The 18,242-nt window shown below is 67.9% G+C and carries 13 protein-coding genes and 1 riboswitch; of the genes, 3 read left to right on the top strand and 10 right to left on the bottom strand.

The window, feature by feature from the left end:
- Nucleotides 1–9: 9 nt before the first annotated feature.
- From gshA to RXV79_RS24580, 4 genes are all read right to left on the bottom strand, one after another.
- Complete coding sequence (gshA, locus tag RXV79_RS24595; protein ID WP_316700749.1) at nt 10–1,305, bottom strand: glutamate--cysteine ligase; 1,296 nt, start codon at nt 1,303–1,305, stop codon at nt 10–12.
- A 172-nt stretch (nt 1,306–1,477) separates the two neighbouring features.
- Nucleotides 1,478–2,980, bottom strand: a complete 1,503-nt coding sequence (locus RXV79_RS24590; RefSeq protein WP_316700748.1) for an ammonium transporter — start codon at nt 2,978–2,980, stop codon at nt 1,478–1,480.
- Between the two features lie 29 nt (nt 2,981–3,009).
- Nucleotides 3,010–3,348 carry a P-II family nitrogen regulator gene (gene glnK / locus RXV79_RS24585; protein ID WP_201809505.1) on the bottom strand — a complete coding sequence of 113 codons (339 nt, stop codon included), beginning with the start codon at nt 3,346–3,348 and terminating at the stop codon, nt 3,010–3,012.
- 26 nt (nt 3,349–3,374) lie between these two features.
- On the bottom strand, nt 3,375–4,136 hold the full coding sequence (locus RXV79_RS24580) for a TorF family putative porin (RefSeq protein WP_316700746.1): 762 nt from the start codon (nt 4,134–4,136) through the stop codon (nt 3,375–3,377).
- A gap of 276 nt (nt 4,137–4,412) precedes the next feature.
- On the opposite strand from RXV79_RS24580, the gene RXV79_RS24575 reads away from it, so the two are divergent.
- Entirely contained in the window at nt 4,413–5,942 is a 1,530-nt protein-coding gene (locus RXV79_RS24575) for a YifB family Mg chelatase-like AAA ATPase (protein WP_316700745.1), read from the top strand.
- A gap of 3 nt (nt 5,943–5,945) precedes the next feature.
- On the opposite strand, the gene RXV79_RS24570 is transcribed toward RXV79_RS24575, so the two are convergent.
- From RXV79_RS24570 to metH, 4 genes are all read right to left on the bottom strand, one after another.
- Nucleotides 5,946–6,527, bottom strand: coding sequence for a glycine zipper 2TM domain-containing protein (locus RXV79_RS24570; RefSeq protein WP_316700744.1), 582 nt, complete (start codon nt 6,525–6,527; stop codon nt 5,946–5,948).
- Between the two features lie 22 nt (nt 6,528–6,549).
- Entirely contained in the window at nt 6,550–8,058 is a 1,509-nt protein-coding gene (locus tag RXV79_RS24565) for a DUF1501 domain-containing protein (RefSeq protein WP_316700743.1), read from the bottom strand.
- 13 nt (nt 8,059–8,071) lie between these two features.
- Entirely contained in the window at nt 8,072–9,829 is a 1,758-nt protein-coding gene (locus RXV79_RS24560; protein ID WP_316700741.1) for a DUF1800 domain-containing protein, read from the bottom strand.
- Between the two features lie 182 nt (nt 9,830–10,011).
- Nucleotides 10,012–12,750, bottom strand: a complete 2,739-nt coding sequence (gene metH, locus RXV79_RS24555; protein ID WP_316700739.1) for a methionine synthase — start codon at nt 12,748–12,750, stop codon at nt 10,012–10,014.
- 84 nt (nt 12,751–12,834) lie between these two features.
- Nucleotides 12,835–12,922: riboswitch (S-adenosyl-L-homocysteine riboswitch) on the bottom strand.
- Between the two features lie 161 nt (nt 12,923–13,083).
- Here metH and RXV79_RS24550 point away from each other — a divergent pair.
- The gene (locus RXV79_RS24550) at nt 13,084–13,707 is read left to right on the top strand and encodes an OmpA family protein (RefSeq protein WP_316700738.1); all 624 of its coding nucleotides are present in this window, start codon (nt 13,084–13,086) and stop codon (nt 13,705–13,707) included.
- Nucleotides 13,708–13,795: 88 nt separating this feature from the next.
- Nucleotides 13,796–15,001, top strand: coding sequence for an HD-GYP domain-containing protein (locus RXV79_RS24545; RefSeq protein WP_316700736.1), 1,206 nt, complete (start codon nt 13,796–13,798; stop codon nt 14,999–15,001).
- A gap of 4 nt (nt 15,002–15,005) precedes the next feature.
- Here the strand turns inward: RXV79_RS24545 and RXV79_RS24540 are convergent, their stop codons facing one another.
- Nucleotides 15,006–16,058, bottom strand: a complete 1,053-nt coding sequence (locus RXV79_RS24540; RefSeq protein WP_316700734.1) for a homocysteine S-methyltransferase family protein — start codon at nt 16,056–16,058, stop codon at nt 15,006–15,008.
- A gap of 22 nt (nt 16,059–16,080) precedes the next feature.
- Entirely contained in the window at nt 16,081–18,228 is a 2,148-nt protein-coding gene (locus tag RXV79_RS24535) for a putative bifunctional diguanylate cyclase/phosphodiesterase (protein WP_316700732.1), read from the bottom strand.
- Nucleotides 18,229–18,242: the final 14 nt, after the last annotated feature.

Here is an 18,242-nt window from a genome sequence, read left to right as displayed (position 1 = left end):
GTCGACGGTTTATTCGTAGACCTCGGCGTCGGGGTCGGTGGCTTCCAGTTCATACGCTGCGGCCAGCATCGCCAGCCGGGCGATGACGCCATACATGTAGAAGCGGTTCGGTGCGCTGGCCCCGGGCTTCACACCCGGCTTGGGCAGCTGGTTCGACTCGGCGAAGGCCAGCGGCACGAAGCTCGCCCCGGGGGAATTGAGGTTCTCGTCGATGCCGCGCTCGGCGTTCACCCGGTAGAAGCCGCCGACCACGTAGCGGTCGATCATGTAGACCACCGGCTCGGCCACGGCGTCGTGCACCCGCTCGTAGGTGGGCACGCCTTCCTGCAGGATGACCTCGCTCACCTCCTGGCCGTCCTTGATGACGCTCATCTTGTTGCGCGTCTTGCGGTTGAGGTCGGCCAGATCCTTCGGGTCGCGCACCGTCATGATGCCCATGCCATAGGTGCCGGCGTCGGCCTTCACGATGATGAAGGGCTTCTCCTGGATGCCGTATTCCTTGTACTTGCGGCGCACCTTGGCGAGCAGCGCCTCGGCGTTGCTCATCAGGCATTCCTGGCCGGTGCCGTCGGTGAAGTTGACCTCGCCGCACTTGGCGAACATCGGGTTGATGAGCCACGGGTCCATCCCCAGGAGCTTGGCGAACTTCTTCGCGACTTCCTCGTAGGCCTGGAAATGGTTGGTCTTGCGGCGCACCGCCCAGCCCGCGTGCAGCGGCGGCAGGAGGTACTGCTCATGCAAACCTTCCAGCACTTTCGGGATGCCGGCCGACAGGTCGTTGTTGAGCAGGATGGTGCAGGGGTCGAAGTCCTTCAGGCCCAGGCGGCCGCGGGTGCGGATCAAGGGCTCCAGCATCAGCGAGCTGCCGTCGGGCAGGTCGAGCTGGGTGGGCGACTTGATGCTCTCGTCGAGCGTGCCCAGGCGCACGTTGAGGCCGGCCTGGTGAAAGATCTGCTTCAGGCGGGCGACGTTCGAGAGATAAAAGGTGTTGCGCGTGTGCCGCTCGGGGATGAGGAGGAGGTTCTTCGCCTCGGGGCAGATCTTCTCGATGGCGGCCATCGCCGCCTGCACCGCCAGCGGCAGCATTTCCTGCGTGAGGTTGTTGAAGCCGCCGGGGAAGAGGTTAGTGTCGACCGGCGCCAGCTTGAAACCGGCATTGCGCACGTCGACCGAGGTGTAGAACGGCGGCGTGTGCTCCATCCACTCCAGCCGGAACCATCGCTCAATGGCGGGCAGCGATTCGAGGATGCGCTGCTCCAGTTCGTTGATCGGGCCGGTGAGTGCGGTGATGAGGTGCGGAACCATGGGTGAGGGCCCGGAAGACAGGGTGGAGGAGTCGGAATTCTAGGAGTTGGGGTCGCATTGGCGCAGTGCAAGCGGCGCGCCGCGGTCCGCTGCATTCGGTTCCGCAAAAGAAAAGGCCACCTCGCGGTGGCCTTTTCGGTTGACAGCAAGCGTGCGCTTGCTTGTCTACGGCTTACTGGTGGTAAGCGGTTTCGCCGTGCGACGTGATGTCCAGGCCTTCGCGTTCCTCTTCTTCCGGCACGCGCAGACCGATCACCAGGTCGACGATCTTGAAGGCGACCACCGAGACCACACCCGACCAGACCACGGTCAGCAGCACAGCCTTCAGCTGGATCCAGACCTGGGCGCCGATGCCGTTGGACGTGACCGAGGCGGTGACCCAGTCGCCGACCAAGCCGGGGCCTGCCAGGGCCTGCGTGTTGAACACGCCGGTCAGCAGGGCGCCGACGATGCCGCCGACACCGTGCACGCCGAACACGTCGAGCGAGTCGTCCGCGCCGAGCATCTTCTTCAGGCCGTTGACACCCCAGAGGCAGGCGAAGCCGGCAACGAAGCCGATCACGATCGCGCCCATCAGGCCGACGTTGCCGGCGGCCGGGGTGATGGCGACCAGACCGGCGACGGCACCCGACGCTGCACCCAGCATCGAGGCCTTGCCGCGCATCAGCGCTTCACCGATGGACCAGGCGAGCACCGCCGCGGCCGTGGCCGAGAAGGTGTTCATGAAGGCCAGCACGGCGCTGTTGCCTGCTTCCAGGGCCGAGCCGGCGTTGAAGCCGAACCAGCCCACCCACAGCAGCGAGGCACCGACCATCGTCAGCGTCAGCGAGTGCGGGGTGAAGGCTTCCTTGCCGTAGCCCACGCGCTTGCCCACCATGAAGGCACCCACCAGGCCCGCGACAGCGGCGTTGATGTGCACCACGGTGCCGCCCGCGAAGTCGAGCGCGCCCCACTGCCAGATCAGGCCGGCCTTGGCGTTCATCGCGTCGACCACTTCCTTGCTGGCGTAGGCGTCCGGGCCCATCCAGAACCAGACCATGTGGGCGATCGGCGCGTAGCTGAACGTGAACCACAGGACCATGAACAGCAGCACCGCGCTGAACTTGATGCGCTCGGCGAAGGCGCCGACGATCAGGCAGCAGGTGATGCCGGCGAAGGTGGCCTGGAAGGCGGCGAACAGCAGCTCGGGGATGTAGACGCCCTTGCTGAAGGTCGCGGCCATCGCGAAGGTGCCTGCAGCGGGGTCGAAGAGACCCTTCATGAACAGCCGGTCGAAGCCGCCGATGTAGGAGTTGCCTTCGGTGAACGCCAGGCTGTAGCCGTAGATGCACCACAGCACGACGATCAGCGAGAAGGTGACGAGCACCTGCATCAGCACCGACAGCATGTTCTTGCTGCGCACCAGGCCGCCGTAGAAGAGGGCGAGGCCCGGCACCGTCATCATGATGACGAGGAGCGTGGCGACGATCATCCAGGCGACGTCGCCCTTGTTGGCCACGGGGGCCGCGGCAGCGGCGGGAGCCGAGGCCGCGTCAGCGGCCGAAGCCGCGGCGGGTGCAGCGACGGCTGCCACCGAGGCAGCCGCCTCTGGGGCCGAGGCCGCCTGGGCCAGCACGGCCCCGCTGAAGCCCAGGACCGCGAGGCCCAGGGCGAGGGTTGCAATGAGTTTCTTCATGATGGGTTGTCTCTCGTTCGTCTTGTGCGTCAGAGGGCGTCCTTGCCGGTCTCGCCGGTGCGGATGCGCACCACCTGCTCGAGCGGCGAAACGAAGATCTTGCCGTCGCCGATCTTGCCGGTGCGGGCGGCGTTCTCGATGGCTTCGATCACGCGGTCGATGAGCGCGTCATCGACGGCTGCTTCGATCTTCACCTTGGGCAGAAAGTCGACCACGTACTCCGCGCCGCGGTACAGCTCGGTGTGGCCTTTCTGACGGCCGAAGCCCTTGACTTCGGTCACCGTGATGCCTTGCACGCCGATGGCGCTGAGGGCTTCACGCACTTCGTCAAGCTTGAAGGGCTTGACGATGGCAGTCACCATCTTCATGGTTCTCTCCAGTGGTTATGGGTGGGTTAGAAGGTGCGCTTGATGCCGAACACCACGGTGTCCTTGCCGAGGTTGGCGCCTGACGGGTCGTAGTACGCATTGCCGTTGGGGTTGCCGGCGATGGTCTTGGTGTTGGTGCCGACGTAGGTGAGGCTCACGACGGTGCCCGAGATGTCCTTGCTCAGGCTGAGCGAGTAGTCGGTGTAAGACAGCGACTTGTAGTTCTTGATCTTCTGGTAGCCCACGTGCGGGGTCAGCATGACGCCTTCGGGCAATTCGAAGGTCGCGCTCAGGTCAAGGTAGCCGCTGCCCTTGCTGTCGCGGTTTCCAAAGAGGTTGCTCGTCGAGTGCGAGTACTTGACGGTCGCCGGACCGAAGGTGACGGCGCCGTACAACTCGGTGGTGTTGGGGTCGTCGTAGACGGCGTCCCAGGCGGCGGTCTTGGCGCTCGGGTAGACGTACTGCAGCACGCCGAAGTCGAGGGTCAGGCCCTTGGTCACTTCGCTCTTCCAGCCGGCGTACACGTCGACCTCGACGGTGGAGTCGCCACCCGAGTCACGGATCCACTTGATGGTCGAACCCCAGGTGCCGATGTAGAAGCCGGCGGGCAGCGACAGGTCGGCGCCAAATTGCAGGGCGGGTTCGAAGCGGGTTTGCGAGATGCCGCGGTAGCGGTAGTCGGTCACCACGCCAAGGTTGAAAGAGAGCGGACTGGCTTCTTCGGCAAAGCTGATGGCAGGAAGAGCCGAGGCGATAACGGCCAGGGCCAGCAACGACTTCTTGAGCATGTAGTGTTCTCCGCGTTCGGGTGGGTGAAGGGTGCGGCAACACGGTTTGCAGCTTTTGTGCCAACGTCGTTTTGGGGCGCCTTGCCCCAAAACAGGATTGGCGGCTCGCATTTCTCTCCATGTTGGTGCTTTGACGAGGCGATTCACCCCGTTTGGCACGTTGGCGGTGCAGATCCGACCTTTGCGGGATGGTCGGGGCGGGGTGGCTGCGGACAATGCGCTCCGCATCAAAACAAGGCGGCATGCAGCCGCCGGGTGCCCAACAGGGAGAAAACAATGTCATTGGCGGTGATCCACAGCCGCGCGCTCGACGGCCTGGCGGCGCCGGAGGTCACGGTCGAGGTCCACCTGGCCAACGGCCTGCCGAGCTTCACGCTGGTCGGCCTGGCCGACACCGAGGTCAAGGAGGCGCGGGAGCGCGTTCGGGCGGCGCTGCAGAACAGCGGCCTCGAATTCCCCTTTAACAAGCGCATCACGGTGAACCTGGCGCCGGCCGACCTGCCCAAGGAGACCGGTCGCTTCGACCTGCCGATTGCACTGGGCATCCTCGCTGCCAGCGGGCAGATCGACACCGCCCTGCTCGACCGCTACGAGTTTGCCGGCGAGTTGTCGCTCTCGGGTGAACTGCGCCCGGTGCGCGGCGCGTTGGCGATGGGCCTGGCGCTCAAGCGCCGCGAAGGGCCGGTGCCGCGTGCGCTGGTGCTGCCGCAGGGCAGCGCGCAGGAAGCCGCGCTGGTTGAGGGCTTGCCGATCTACGGCGCGGGCCATCTGCTCGAGGTCGTGCAGGCGCTGTTGCCCGGCGATGCGACGCAGCGAGGCGAGCTGGTACGGGCGCAAGCCCGGCTGTCGACGGTCGCCGAGACACTCCCCGACCTGCGCGAGGTGAAGGGCCAGGCCGGCGCCAAACGTGCGCTCGAGGTGGCCGCCGCGGGCAGCCATTCACTCCTGATGATGGGCCCGCCTGGCACCGGCAAGTCGATGCTGGCGCAGCGCTTCGCAGGCCTGTTGCCGCCGCTCACGCAAGACGAAGCCCTGGAATCGGCCGCCGTGCTGAGCCTGTACCACGGCTTCTCGCCCGAGCGCTGGAGGGTGCGCAACGTGCGTGCGCCGCACCACGGGGCGTCCGCGGTGGCGCTCGTCGGGGGCGGCTCGCCGCCTCGCCCGGGTGAGATCTCGCTGGCCCATCATGGTGTGCTCTTCCTCGATGAACTGCCCGAGTTCCCGCGGGCCGCGCTCGAAGCCTTGCGCGAGCCGATGGAGACCGGCCGCGTCACCATCTCGCGGGCCGCACGCCAGGCCGAATACCCGGCCTCGTTCCAGTTGATCGCCGCGATGAACCCGTGCCCGTGCGGCCACCTGGGCAGCCCCTTGCGGGCCTGCCGGTGCACGCCCGATGTGGTGCTGCGCTACCAGGGCCGGCTCAGCGGCCCTTTGCTCGACCGCATCGACCTGCAGGTGGAGGTGCCGGCTGTCTCGCCCGACACGCTCGCGTCGGCACCGGATGGCGAGCCCAGCGCCCAGGTGGCCGATCGGGTGCTGGCCGCGCGCGAGGCGGCGCTGTCACGCCAGGGGTGCAGCAACGCGCGCCTGGCGGGCTCGGCGATCGACGCGCATTGCGCGCTCGGCGACGCGGAGACGCGGCTGCTGCAGAGCGCTTCGGCGCGCCTGGGCTGGTCGGCACGCAGCTACCACCGCGTGCTGCGGGTGGCGCGCACCGTGGCCGACCTCGCCGCCAGCCCGGTGATCCGGGCGCCGCACCTGGCCGAGGCGATCCAGTACCGGCGCCTGCTCATGGCGCCCTCCTGAACTTCAGCCCTTGGCAGGGCGCACCTTCAACTCGTTGCCCTGCACTTCGACCCGCGCACCCACGGCGGGCGCCGTGGTCTGGGTGACGGTGCGGGTGCTGCCGTCGTCCATGCGCAGCTGCACGTGGTAGACGGTGGTGCTGCGGGCGTGTTTCTCGATCTCGTGACCTGCCAGGCCGCCGCCGACGGCCCCCAGCACGGTCATGGCCTTCTTGCCATTGCCGTTGCCGACTTGATGGCCTACAACGCCGCCGACGACTGCACCGCCGACGGCGCCGAGGCCCGTGCCTTCGCCCTTCTGCTTCTCGGCCTTCACGCTCTCGACGGTGCCGCAATGCGCGCAGGTCACGGTGTTGGTCTGCTTGGGCGCCACGGGGGCTTTCGCCGTGGCGGCCTTCGTGGTGGCCACCGGCACCGGCTGGGCCGGTGCGGGCGTGTCGCTCGGGCTCTTCATCAGCGCGGCTGCCAGGGCGCCGACGCCAAGCAGGCTCAGGCCACCGGCAACCCACCACACGGTCGGGTTGGCGCTCGGGCGTGCCACGGCGCCGGGGGCGAGCGGTTCGGACAAGGAGGTGCTGCTGTTCATATAGGGCGTTTGAGGAAAAGGATCAGGCTCTCATGAACCCGAGATCGCGCTGGAAGTTCCGCAGGTTGGGGAACACGGAGTCGAGGTTGCTGTCGGACACGCCGAACCACTTGCCGATCGTGGCCCCGATCTGGTCGACCGAGACACCGGGCAGGAAGCTGCCGGAGCCCACCTCGTCGTTGTGGTTCAAGCCCACCTGCGGGAAGCGGCCGTAGATCTCTTTGCCGTTGACCGCGCCGCCGTAGACGAAGTGGTGCGCACCCCAGCCGTGGTCGGTGCCGTCGCCGTTGGTGGTGAAGGTGCGGCCGAAATCGGAGCCGGTGAAGAGCGTGACGCTCTCGCGCAGGCCCAGCGTGCCGAGCACGGTGTCGAAGTAGCCGATGGCGTGCGACAACCGCGCCATCAGGTCGGCCTGGGTGCGGTTCTGGTTGTCGTGGGTGTCGAAGCCGCCCATGTTGACGAAGAACACCTGCCGCTGCACGCCCAGGTTGCCGCGCGCCGCGATGATGCGGGCGACGGCCTGCAGCTGCTGCGCTAGGTTGTTGTTGGCGGCGACGCCGGTGGAGGGCGGCACGTACTGCGACGGTGCGGCCACCAGGGCGTTGGCGTTGGTGAACTCCTGCTGGAACTGCGCCTGTGCGTCGATTGAGCGCTTGGTGATGTTGGTCTGCTCGCGCCCGAGCAGGTGCGACACGGCATTCGGGTTGCCGTTGGCCGTGATGAGGTTGCGGTAGGCGGTGGCGGCCGCAGCCGAGCCGAAGAGGCTGCCGGTGATACCGCCCACGGCGGTGGCGCCGCCGGTGCCGATCTGGTACTGGAAGATGTACTGCCCGGCCATGAACACCGCGTTGCCGCTCACCGAGATGCTGGTGAAGACGGTGTTGGTGTTGCTGCTGGCCATGAGGTCGCCGAAGCGGCCACCCCAGCCCACCCGCGCGCCTTCGGGGCCGAGTGCCTGCCAGGTCGATTGCTGGTCGTTGTGCGAGAAGAGCTTCGCCGGCCGCGGGCGCGAGGCCGAGTTGGCCTGGTACTCCGCCTTGGTCATCGGGAAGATGAGCGGGCCTGCATTGGCGATGACGGCCAGCCGGCTGCCGGTGGGGGCGTTGAACAGCGTCTGCATCTCCGTCATCGACGGGTGCAGCGCGAAGCTGCGGGTGTTGTTGACCGGCGAGGCGGTGAAGTTCGGGCTGAGCGGCAGCACGCCACCGAGCGCCGCCGGCGAGGCGCGTGCGGCCGTGGGGTCGGGGGCGGTGCCCACCGGGCGCAGCGCGATCGGGTCGGTGCCGGTGGCGCGCACGGTCTGGTAGGTCGTCCACGACGCAGTGTCGGTGGGCAGCACCATGTTGGCCGAGTCGTTGCCGCCATACAGGAACAGGCAGACGATGGCCTTGTAGCTGGGCGCGGTCTGTGCCACCGCGGCGTTCATCGTCGCGAGGTTGAGCGCAAAGGGCAGCCCGGCCGGGCCCACCGTGCCCGAGAGGATGGCGGCGCGGCGCAGGAATTCGCGGCGGGAGGCGTGGTCGTGTCGCATGTCGATCTCCCTCTTACTTTTGCACCAGGTAATCCGGCGAGGCCATCGTCAGGAGGATGGCGATGAACACACGCTCGCGGCGTGCGGTGTCGATGTTGGTCTGGTTGGTCGCCGGGATGCTGCGGCTGGTGACGGCATTGATCACCAGGTCGCGGTGGGTCGTGCTCATCTGGCCCGACATCAGCAGCAGGTTGAGCCGGTCGACGAGCGCAGTGGCGTTGTCGGCGATCGCGGTCTCGGCGCTGAAGTCGAGCTGGATGTCGCGGCCGGCGCCGGTGGTGAGCCAGGTGCCGCGCAGGTAGTTGAGGTAGCCGGCGACCGACACCTCGTTGGCCAGCTGCAGCTCCGGTGCCACCAGGCCTGCGGTGGCCGCGGCGCTGTTGGGCGGCGTGAAGCCGGGGCGGTAGAAGTTGAAGACCGAGGGCGAGCGCATCGCCGTCTGGCTGAGGCGGCTGGCCGGGTCATCGGTGTTGTCGATGCCAGTCCAGTTGCCGGTGGTCGATGTGGCCTTGAAGACGCGCAGGAAGTGCGACAGGCGCAGCAGCGGTTCCCGGATCTTGCCGTAGTGCGGGTTGGCAAGGTCAGGGTTGCGCGCTTCGGGGTCGAGCAGGATGGCCCGCCACACCGCCTTCATGTCGCCACGCACGCCGCGGCCGTTGTTGTTGAAGGCCGAAGCCACGCGGCCCACATAGGCCGGGCTCGGGTTGCTGGTGACCATGCGCTGGATCAGCAGCTTGCCGATGAAGGGGCCGACGTTGGGGTGGTTGAAGATCGTGTCGAGCGCGATGCGCAGGTCGGCGTCGGCATCGGCCGTGGTGCTGGCCGGGATCGTGCGCCCGAGGAAGCGCTTCTCGCTGGTGGAGTGGAAGGCGTTGTAGGCCTGCATCGGCTGCCAGTCGCGGTCGGGCTGCGCATCGGCGCCGCCGAAGCGGCGGGTGGTGCGGTCGGCGAGGTTCGGGCCCGCGTACCAGCTGTAGCCGGTGAAGACCTTGGCCAGGCCCTGGATGTCGGCATGGGTGTAGGTCTCGGTCTCGGTGCCGCCGCGCAGCGTGCCGTCGTTGTTCAGCTCGTAGAGGCCGATCGAGAACAGCTGCATGATCTCGCGCGCATAGTTTTCGTCGGGCACCCGGCCGGTGGCGGGGTTCTCCTTCTGGTTGCGCATGTGGGTCAGGTAGATGCCCATCATCGGGTGCAGGCTCACGCGCTCCAGCAGGTCGCGGTAGTTGCCGAAGGCGTGCTCGGCCAGCATGTCGTAGTACGAGGTCACACCGCGCGGGTTGTTGGCCAGCGTGCTGTCGGCGAACGAGATCACGAAGATCTGGGAGAGCGCGAAGGTGGCGCGCTGGCGAAGCTGGTCGTCGCGCGAGAGCGCCTGCGCCCAGTAGCTCTCGCGGAACTGCGCTGCGCTCGGGTCCTGCATCGTGGTTTCGAGCTCGGCATCGCGCCGGTCGTAGTGCGTGCGGTGCGGCAGGCGCGGCAGGTTGAACTGCGCTTCGATCCAGGCGGCGAAGCTGGTGCGCGTGAGCGCGTTGATCGACGCTTCGCTCGGGCCGTAGCTGGCCTGCGCGAGGAAGCGCGCTGCCTCGTTGCGCGTGGGCGCCGGGCCGTTGCTCGCGGGCGTTTGCTGCTCGTCGTTTTCCTTGCCGGCGCCGCAGGCGACGACGAGTGCCGCCATCACCAGGGCCAGGCCGGTGCGGGTGCGCTGCTTCAGCCAGGCGCCCAATCGGCCACTCTGGCGCGAACGTGTGCTCTCAACTTGCGTGCTGTCCACGATCCCCTCCTCCGCATGTCGTCATGCTTGGAGGGGCATTGTTCGGTTCACGCGCTGCGCAAAAGCGTGAATAGTTGGCAACCCGCGAAAGGCTTACCTCTCGCAACAGGGCAATTGGTGTCGATTCATGCACACCTTGCGAGGGTGTGCATCGTGTGTAAGTGGATGAAAGGGCGGTCGTGTCACGACAACAGCGGGGCGAGCGAGCGTTCGGCCTGCTTCTCGTCCACCGCGTTGCGGGCGGCCCAATCCTTCAATTGATCCTCGCCGATCTTGCCGACGTTGAAGTAGGTGGCCTCCGGGTGGGCCATGTAGAAGCCGCTCACGCTGGCCGCAGGGGTCATCGCGAGGCTCTCGGTCAGGCCCATGCCGATGTCTTCGCACTGCAGCACGCGGAACATCTCGCGCTTCACGGTGTGGTCGGGGCAGGCCGGGTAGCCGGGGGCGGGGCGGATGCCGCGGTATTTCTCGGCGATCAGCTCCTCGTTCGTCAGCGTCTCGTCGGCCGCGTAGCCCCACAGTTCCTGGCGCACGCGCTGGTGCATGCGCTCGGCGAAGGCTTCGGCCAGGCGGTCGGCCAGGGCCTTCAACATGATCGCGCTGTAGTCGTCGTGATCGTCGAGGAACTGCTTCTCCTTCTTGTCGCAGCCGATGCCGGCGGTCACGGCGAAGAGGCCGATGTGGTCGGCCTTGCCCGAGACCTTGGGCGCGATGAAGTCGGCGAGGCAGCGGTTGGGCCGTGCCACGCCATCGATCACCGGCCGTTCGCTCTGCATGCGCAGGCCGTGCCAGGTCATCAGCACCTTGCTGCGGGTTTCGTCGGTGTAGATCTCGATGTCGTCGTCGTTGACGCTGTTGGCGGGGTAGAGCCCGATCACGCCGTTGGCAGTGAGCCAGCGGCCCTTGATGAGGCGGTTGAGCATCCCCTGGCCGTCGCTGAACACACGGCGGGCCGATTCGCCGACGATCTCGTCCGTGAGGATGGCGGGGTAGGGGCCGGCCAGGTCCCAGGTCTGGAAGAAGGGTGCCCAGTCGATGCACTTGGCGAGTTCGGCCAGGTCGTAGTTCTTGAAGAGGCGGCGGCCGGTGAACTTCGGTGCGGGTGGCGTGTAAGCCGCCCAATCGATTGGCGTCTTGTTGGCGCGTGCCTTCTGCAGCGAGACCAGTGGCGTGGCCTTCTTGTTGGCGTGCTGGTGGCGCACCCGTTCGTAGTCGGCGTTGAGGTCGGCGATGTAGGCCGCCGCTTTCTCGTCGGACAGCAGGTCGCTGCACACGCTCACGCTGCGGCTCGCATCGGGCACGTAGACGACGGGGCCTTCGTAGTGCGGCGAGATCTTCACTGCGGTGTGCACACGGCTGGTGGTGGCGCCGCCGATCAGCAGCGGGATCTTCTTCACGCGGAAGTAGTCGTCACGCTGCATCTCACCGGCCACGTGCTGCATCTCTTCCAGGCTCGGCGTGATGAGGCCTGAGAGGCCGATGATGTCGGCGCCTTCGACCTTGGCGCGGGCGAGGATGTCCTGGCACGGGACCATGACGCCCATGTTGACCACCTCGAAGTTGTTGCACTGGAGCACGACGGTGACGATGTTCTTGCCGATGTCGTGCACGTCGCCCTTCACGGTGGCGATGACGATCTTGCCTTTGGGCTTGGCCTCGCCGCCGGCGTCGACCAGTGCCTTCTTCTCCGCCTCGATGTAGGGCAGCAGGTGGGCCACCGCCTGCTTCATCACCCGTGCGCTCTTCACCACCTGCGGCAGGAACATCTTGCCCTGGCCGAAGAGGTCGCCGACGACGTTCATGCCGTCCATCAGCGGGCCTTCGATCACGTGCAGCGGGCGGCCGCCCTCGGCCTTGATGAGTTGGTACACCTCTTCGGTGTCTTCGGTGATGAAGTCGTTGATGCCATGCACCAGCGCGTGGCTCAAGCGTTCACGCACCGGCTTGGCGCGCCAGGCGAACTTGGCGCTGTCGTCCTTCGCCGCGCCCTTGGCGGTTTCGGCGATCTCGACCAGGCGCTCGCCCGCATCGGGCCGGCGGTTCAGCACCACGTCTTCCACGCGCTCGCGCAGCGTCGGCTCGAGGTCGTCGTACACGCCCACCATGCCGGCGTTGACGATGCCCATGTCCATGCCCGCCTTGATCGCGTGGTACAGGAACACGGTGTGGATCGCCTCGCGCATCGGGTCGTTGCCGCGGAAGCTGAAGCTCACGTTCGACACACCGCCGCTCACCTTCGCGCCCGGCAGGTTCTGCTTGATCCAGCGCGTGGCCTCGATGAAGTCGACCGCGTAGTTGTTGTGCTCTTCGATGCCGGTGGCAATCGCGAAGATGTTGGGGTCGAAGATGATGTCTTCGGGCGGGAAGCCGACCTCGTCGACGAGGATGCGGTAGGCCCGCTCGCAGATCTCGACCTTGCGCTCGAAGGTGTCGGCCTGGCCCTTCTCGTCGAAGGCCATCACCACCGCGGCGGCGCCGTAGCGGCGCACGAGCTTGGCCTGGTGCTTGAAAGCCTCCACGCCTTCCTTCATCGAGATCGAGTTGACGATGCCCTTGCCCTGGATGCACTTGAGGCCGGCTTCGATCACCTCCCACTTCGAGCTGTCGACCATGATCGGCACGCGTGCGATCTCGGGTTCCGAGGCAATCAGGTTCAGGAAGCGCACCATCGACGCCTTGGCGTCGAGCATGGCCTCGTCCATGTTGACGTCGATCACCTGGGCGCCGTTTTCCACCTGCTGGCGCGCGACGGCGAGGGCTTCCTCGAACTGGCCGTTGAGGATCATCCGTGCGAAGGCCTTGGAGCCCGTGACGTTGGTGCGCTCGCCGATGTTGACGAAGAGCGTGCCCTCGCCGATCGTGACCGGCTCGAGGCCGGAAAGCTTCATGGGCGGGACGGGGGTGCGGGCAGCGGCGGTCATGGCGTGGGTTCGATGGAACTGACTGCGCATGCGCCGTGGTGCTCACCCGTGGCGCATGCGTGCGATCGTTGGAATCGGGGCATGCAGGGGCGAGCGTCGTTGCGAGCTTCCAAGCCTGGCGGCGCTGGCTTCTGAGGCGAAGCCGGGCGCCGTCGCAACGCTCCTTGGAAGCCACGAAGTTTAGCGGCGCCGGCCCGCGTGCGATACCCGCACATCGTGCCCGTCGTGCCTCACCCCCGGCCCAGCACCTGGTTACAAGCCCGGGGAGCGGCCCTGAACCCGACGGGGTTACCGGCGTTCCAATCGCCGCTCGTCACCAAAATCGACCGCACCATGACGTTTGCCCGCCCGTTTCTCGCCGCGCTGTGCGCGGCCCTCCTCGCCGCCGGCTGCGGCTCGCCGCCGCCCAAGGCCGTGCCGCCGGCGACCGCGGCCGTGCCCGGCTCGGCTGCCGGCCCGGTGTATGGCAAGGGCTCGACCGACGGCAAGGGTTTCTCGCCGCAGATGGAAGCCGCCGAGCGCCAACTCACCAGCGCGCTGAGCGGCACCGGCGTGTCGGTGGCCCGCACCACCGACGAGCGCATCTGGATCACCCTGCCCGGCGACCTGAGCTTCCAGCCCAACCGTTCGGCGCTGAAGCCGGGCGCGACGGCCCTGCTCGACAAGATCGTGGTCTCGCTGCGCGGCCTGCCGACCGCCGACCTGCGCATCGTCGGCCACACCGATTCGAAGGGCGCGCCGGCTGCCAACGACGCGCTCTCGCTCGACCGCGCCGCCAGCACCCGCGACTGGCTCGTGGCACGCGGCATGTCGCCGGTGCGCATCGCCGTGGCCGGTCGCGGCTCGCGCGACCCGCTGGCCAGCAACGACGACGAGGCCGGACGCGCGACCAACCGGCGCGTCGAGATCCTGGTGGGTGAGAAGCCGCGCGTCGGCGCCACCACCACTGCGAAGTAAGCCCGGGCGCCTGCCTCAAGTTCGAGGCGAGCGGGTCGAAATCCCAAACAGGGTGCCCGGTTCCGGGGCCCGGATTCCCACGACCACCATGCCCGTCATCCAGCTGCCACCCGAGATCCTGCGCACCGGCCATCCGGCGCCGGTGTCGGTGCGCGACGCCACCGGCCACCTGCTGCTGGCCAAGGGGGTGCTGGTGGCCACCGAAGAGCAGCGCCAGCGCCTGGTGTCGCGCGCGCTCTACGTCGACGAACTCGAAGGCGACCTGCTCAGGCGGGCGCTGGCCGGCAAGCTCGATTCCATGCTGCGGCAAAACGCCAAGCTCGGCCACATGGCCCGCGCCGAAGTGGGCGAGGTCGTGATGGGTACGAGCGGCCCGGCGGCCGTGGCGGTCGATCCGGTCACCGCCTGGGCCAACCTGCAGATGCGCGGCCGGGCGCTGCTGCAGACGCCGGCCCCGGCCGACTTCCTCGCCAAGCTCGACAGGTTCCAGGCCGAGGTGCTGGCGCTGACCGAATCCGACGCCGACAGGGCGTTGCTGCTGCTCGTGCAGGCGACCTGCAGCGACGCCCACCACTACAGCGTCACGCACAGCCTGCTGGTCGCGGTGCTGTGCGAGCTGGCCGCGCGCCAGATCGCCTCGTTCACGCCGGAGATGCGGCACTCGCTGCGCTGCGCCGCGCTGACGATGAACATCGCCATGACCACGCTGCAGGACCAGCTCGCCCTGCAGGAAGAGCCTCCCGCGCCGCAGCAGCGCGCGCTGATCGACAACCACGCCGATCGCGCCGTGGTCTGCCTGCGGCAGGCCGGCGTGACCGACGCGCTGTGGCTCGAAGCCGTGGAGCACCACCACGCCACCACGCCGGGCCCCCTGTCGGGCCAGAGCGCCGGGCTGCAGCTGGCCCGCCTGCTGCAGCGCGCCGACATCTTCTCCGCCCGCCTGAGCATGCGCCGTGCACGGCCAGCGCTCGCCGCCTCGGCCGCCATCAAGGCCGCGTATCTCGACGAGCACCAGCAGGCCGACGAAGCCGGCAAGGCCATCATCCAGGCGACTGGCATCTACCCGCCGGGCAGTTTCGTGCAGCTGTCGAGTGGCGAAGTCGCGGTGGTGTTGCGGCGCGGCACGCATGCCAAGACGCCGAAGGTGGCCAGCATCGTCAGCAAGAGCGGTACGCCGCTCGTCGAGCCGACGGTGCGCGACACCCGACTGCGCCCGCACGACGTGACGGGCGGTGTGGCCCCTCAGGAGGTGCGCGTGCGGCTCAACATGGAAAAGCTGTTGAGCCTCGCGTGATCGCTCAGGCGGCGATCAGGCCGCTGAACAGCGGGTCGTGCTTCGCCCGCGGCCGATAGGCCGACACCTTGCTGGCAATCTCGGCGATGTGCGCCGGGGTCGTGCCGCAGCAGCCGCCTGCGATGTTGAGGAAGCCCGACTTCGCGAACTCTTCCAGCAGCCCGCCGGTGATCTCTGGCGTCTCGTCGAAGCCGGTGTCGCTCATCGGGTTGGGCAGGCCGGCGTTGGGGTAGCAGCTGATGAAGGTGTCGCCTGCGACCTTCGAGAGCTCCTCGATGTACGGGCGCATCAGCGCCGCCCCCAGCGCGCAGTTGAGGCCGACGGCAATCGGCTTGGCATGGCGCACGCTGTGCCAGAAGGCCGTCACCGTCTGGCCGGAGAGGATGCGGCCGGAGGCGTCGGTCACCGTGCCGGAGATGATGACCGGCAGGCGCTCGCCGGTCTCCTCCATCAGCTCGTCGAGCGCGAACACCGCGGCCTTGGCGTTGAGCGTGTCGAAGATGGTCTCGACGAGGAAGAGGTCGACCCCGCCTTCCAGCAGTGCACGCGCCTGCTCGAGGTAGGCCTCGCGCAGCTCGTCGAAGGTGATGTTGCGGGCGCCCGGGTCGTTCACGTCGGGGCTGATGCTCGCGGTGCGCGGCATCGGGCCGAGGGCGCCGGCCACGAAGCGTGGTTTGTCGGGGGTGCTGTACTTGTCGCAGGCCTCGCGCGCCAGCTTGGCGGCCGCGAGGTTGATCTCGCGCACCAGGTGGCCGAGCGCGAAGTCGTCCTGCGCGACGGTGGTGGCGCCGAAGGTGTTGGTCTCGACGATGTCGGCCCCCGCCGCGAGGTACTGCTCGTGGATCTCGCGGATCACATCAGGCTGCGTGATCACCAGCAGGTCGGAGTCGTTCTTCAGGTCCTTGCCGTGGTCCTTGAAGCGCTCGCCACGCACCTGCTCTTCGGTCAGCTTGTAGCGCTGGATCATCGTGCCCATCGCGCCGTCGAGGATGGCGATGCGGTTCTTGAGGATCTCGGGCAGCGCCTGGGCGCGGGTGTAGACAGTCGGGGCGTTCATGCCCTCGATTGTAGAAACCGTGTCAAGTCCCGGCGCTGTTCGCCGCTTCGGCCGGCAGGATCGACTGCGGCAGCGTGTCGCCGAAGAGCGAGGGCCGGAAGTCCAGCGCCCGCGGTCCTTCGTCGTTCATCGCCCACAGCATCAGCGCCTCGGGCGGCATCGGCTTGGCGAAGAGGTAACCCTGCAGTTCGTTGCACCCGAGCTGGCGCAGGATCTCCTGCTGCTGCTCGGTCTCCACCCCTTCGGCCACGACCTTCAGGCCGAGCGCCTGCGCGAGCTTGACCACGGCGTCGACGATGGCGCGTGCATCGGCGCTCGTCTCCAGGTCGAACACGAAGCTGCGGTCGATCTTCAGCTCTTCGGCCGCCAACTGCCGCAGGTACGACAGCGACGAATAGCCGGTGCCGAAGTCGTCGATCGACAGGTGCACGCCAATGGCCGACAGGCGCTCGATCACCTGCAGCGTGACGCGCGTGTCGTCCATCGCCGCCGATTCGGTGATCTCGCAGGTGAGCAGGGCCGGGTCGATGTGGTGGCGCTCCAGCGCGTCGAGGATGCGCTCCACCAAGTCGGCCTGGCGCAGCTGGTGCACCGAGAGGTTGATCGCCACCCGCATGCGCAGCCCGTTGTCGCGCCAGGCGCGGATCTGCCGGCACACCTCTTCGATGAGGAAGTTGCCGAGCGAATTGATGAGCCCGTAGCGCTCGGCCAGCGGAATGAAGATGTGCGGCCCCACCATGCCGCGCTGCGGGTGCTTCCAGCGCATCAGCGCCTCGGCGCCGGTGATCTGGCCGCTCGGCGCATGGATCTTGGGCTGGTAGTGCAGCGTGAGTTCGTTGTGCGCGACGGCGCGGCGCAGGTCCTGCAGCAGCTCCACCTGGTCGCGCGAGCCGGCCACCATGCGCTCTTCGAACAGCGCGTGGCTGGCGCCGCCCGTGCGCTTGGCATAGCGCATCGCGGCGGCGGCGTGGGCGATGAGCCTTGTCGCGCTGCCGTGCTCGGGGTAGATGGCCACGCCCACGGTGCACGAGACCGAGATCTCGTGGTCGTCGATGCGGCAGGGCTCGTTCATGCCGCCGAGGATGCGCTCCACCATGTGGGTGGCGTCCTGCTGAGTCGGGTTGCCTTCGAGGAGGAGCACGAATTCATCGCCCCCGGCGCGGGCGATCACGTCGTTGCTGCTCGCCACCTTGCGCAGGCGCTGGGCCACTTCGCGCAGCACCGCGTCGCCGGTCGACTGGCCAAAGGATTCGTTGACCGCCTTCAGCCCGTCGACATTGAGGAAGACCAGCGCCAGGCGGTGCTTCTGGCGGTCGGCGCGCACGGCGGCGACCTGCAGCGCCTCTTCCACCATCGAGCGGTTGGGCAGTTCGGTCAGGCGGTCGGTCTGCGCAGCGCGTTTGACCTCATCACGCGTGCGCCGCAGCAGGCGGCGAAAGCGCCCTTCCAGCACCGAGGTCATGAGCAACAAGGCCAGCAGCGCTGGCACGCCGAGGGCGGCCAGTGCCGCCACGGTGGCCGGTGTGGTGCGGCTGGCGGCGAACGACAGCGTGAGCAAGGGCACCGAGGCGGCGTGCAGCACGGCCGCGTTGCCGATGGAGATGGCGCCCCCAAGGCCGAGCGCGACGCACGCCTGCCACAGCAGGCCCAGGTGCGGGCGGCGGCGGCGCTGCGCGGCCACCAGCGCCAGGGCCAGGCCCGCGAAGAGGCTCGCGGCCAGGGCGCCGCCGGCCAGCAGCAGCACGTTCCATTGCGGGGCCGGCGAGAGCTGCAAGGCCAGCAGGCCGAGCGCCGGCACGCCGCAGGCGCCGAGGCCAAGCACCAGCGCTGCGATCGTGACCCGGCCGACGCCCAGTTGCGGGCGCGCGCTCATGTGCACCCCCACCAGCGAACTCACGAGGGCCAGCGCCAGCGACGCCAGCACCCAGCCGCCGTGGTAGCCCATGGCGAAGGGCAGGGGCTCGTTGGCGACGGCGATGAAATGGGCGGCCCAGGTGCCAGCGCCCAGGGCGATGGCCGAAGCGAGGCCGGCACGCAGCGCGGTCGAGGTATGGCGCGACGACACCCCACGCGCGAGATCGAGCGCGACATAGGCGGCGAACACGGCCATTGCTGCAGAGGCGGCCCATAGCTCGGCGCGGAACCCCCACTTCAGAAAAGCCTCGTCCATCGAATCCTCGGGAA

The organism is Piscinibacter gummiphilus (assembly GCF_032681285.1).
Lineage (GTDB): Bacteria > Pseudomonadota > Gammaproteobacteria > Burkholderiales > Burkholderiaceae_C > Rhizobacter > Rhizobacter gummiphilus_A.
This window is presented reverse-complemented; position numbering and strand designations above follow the sequence as displayed.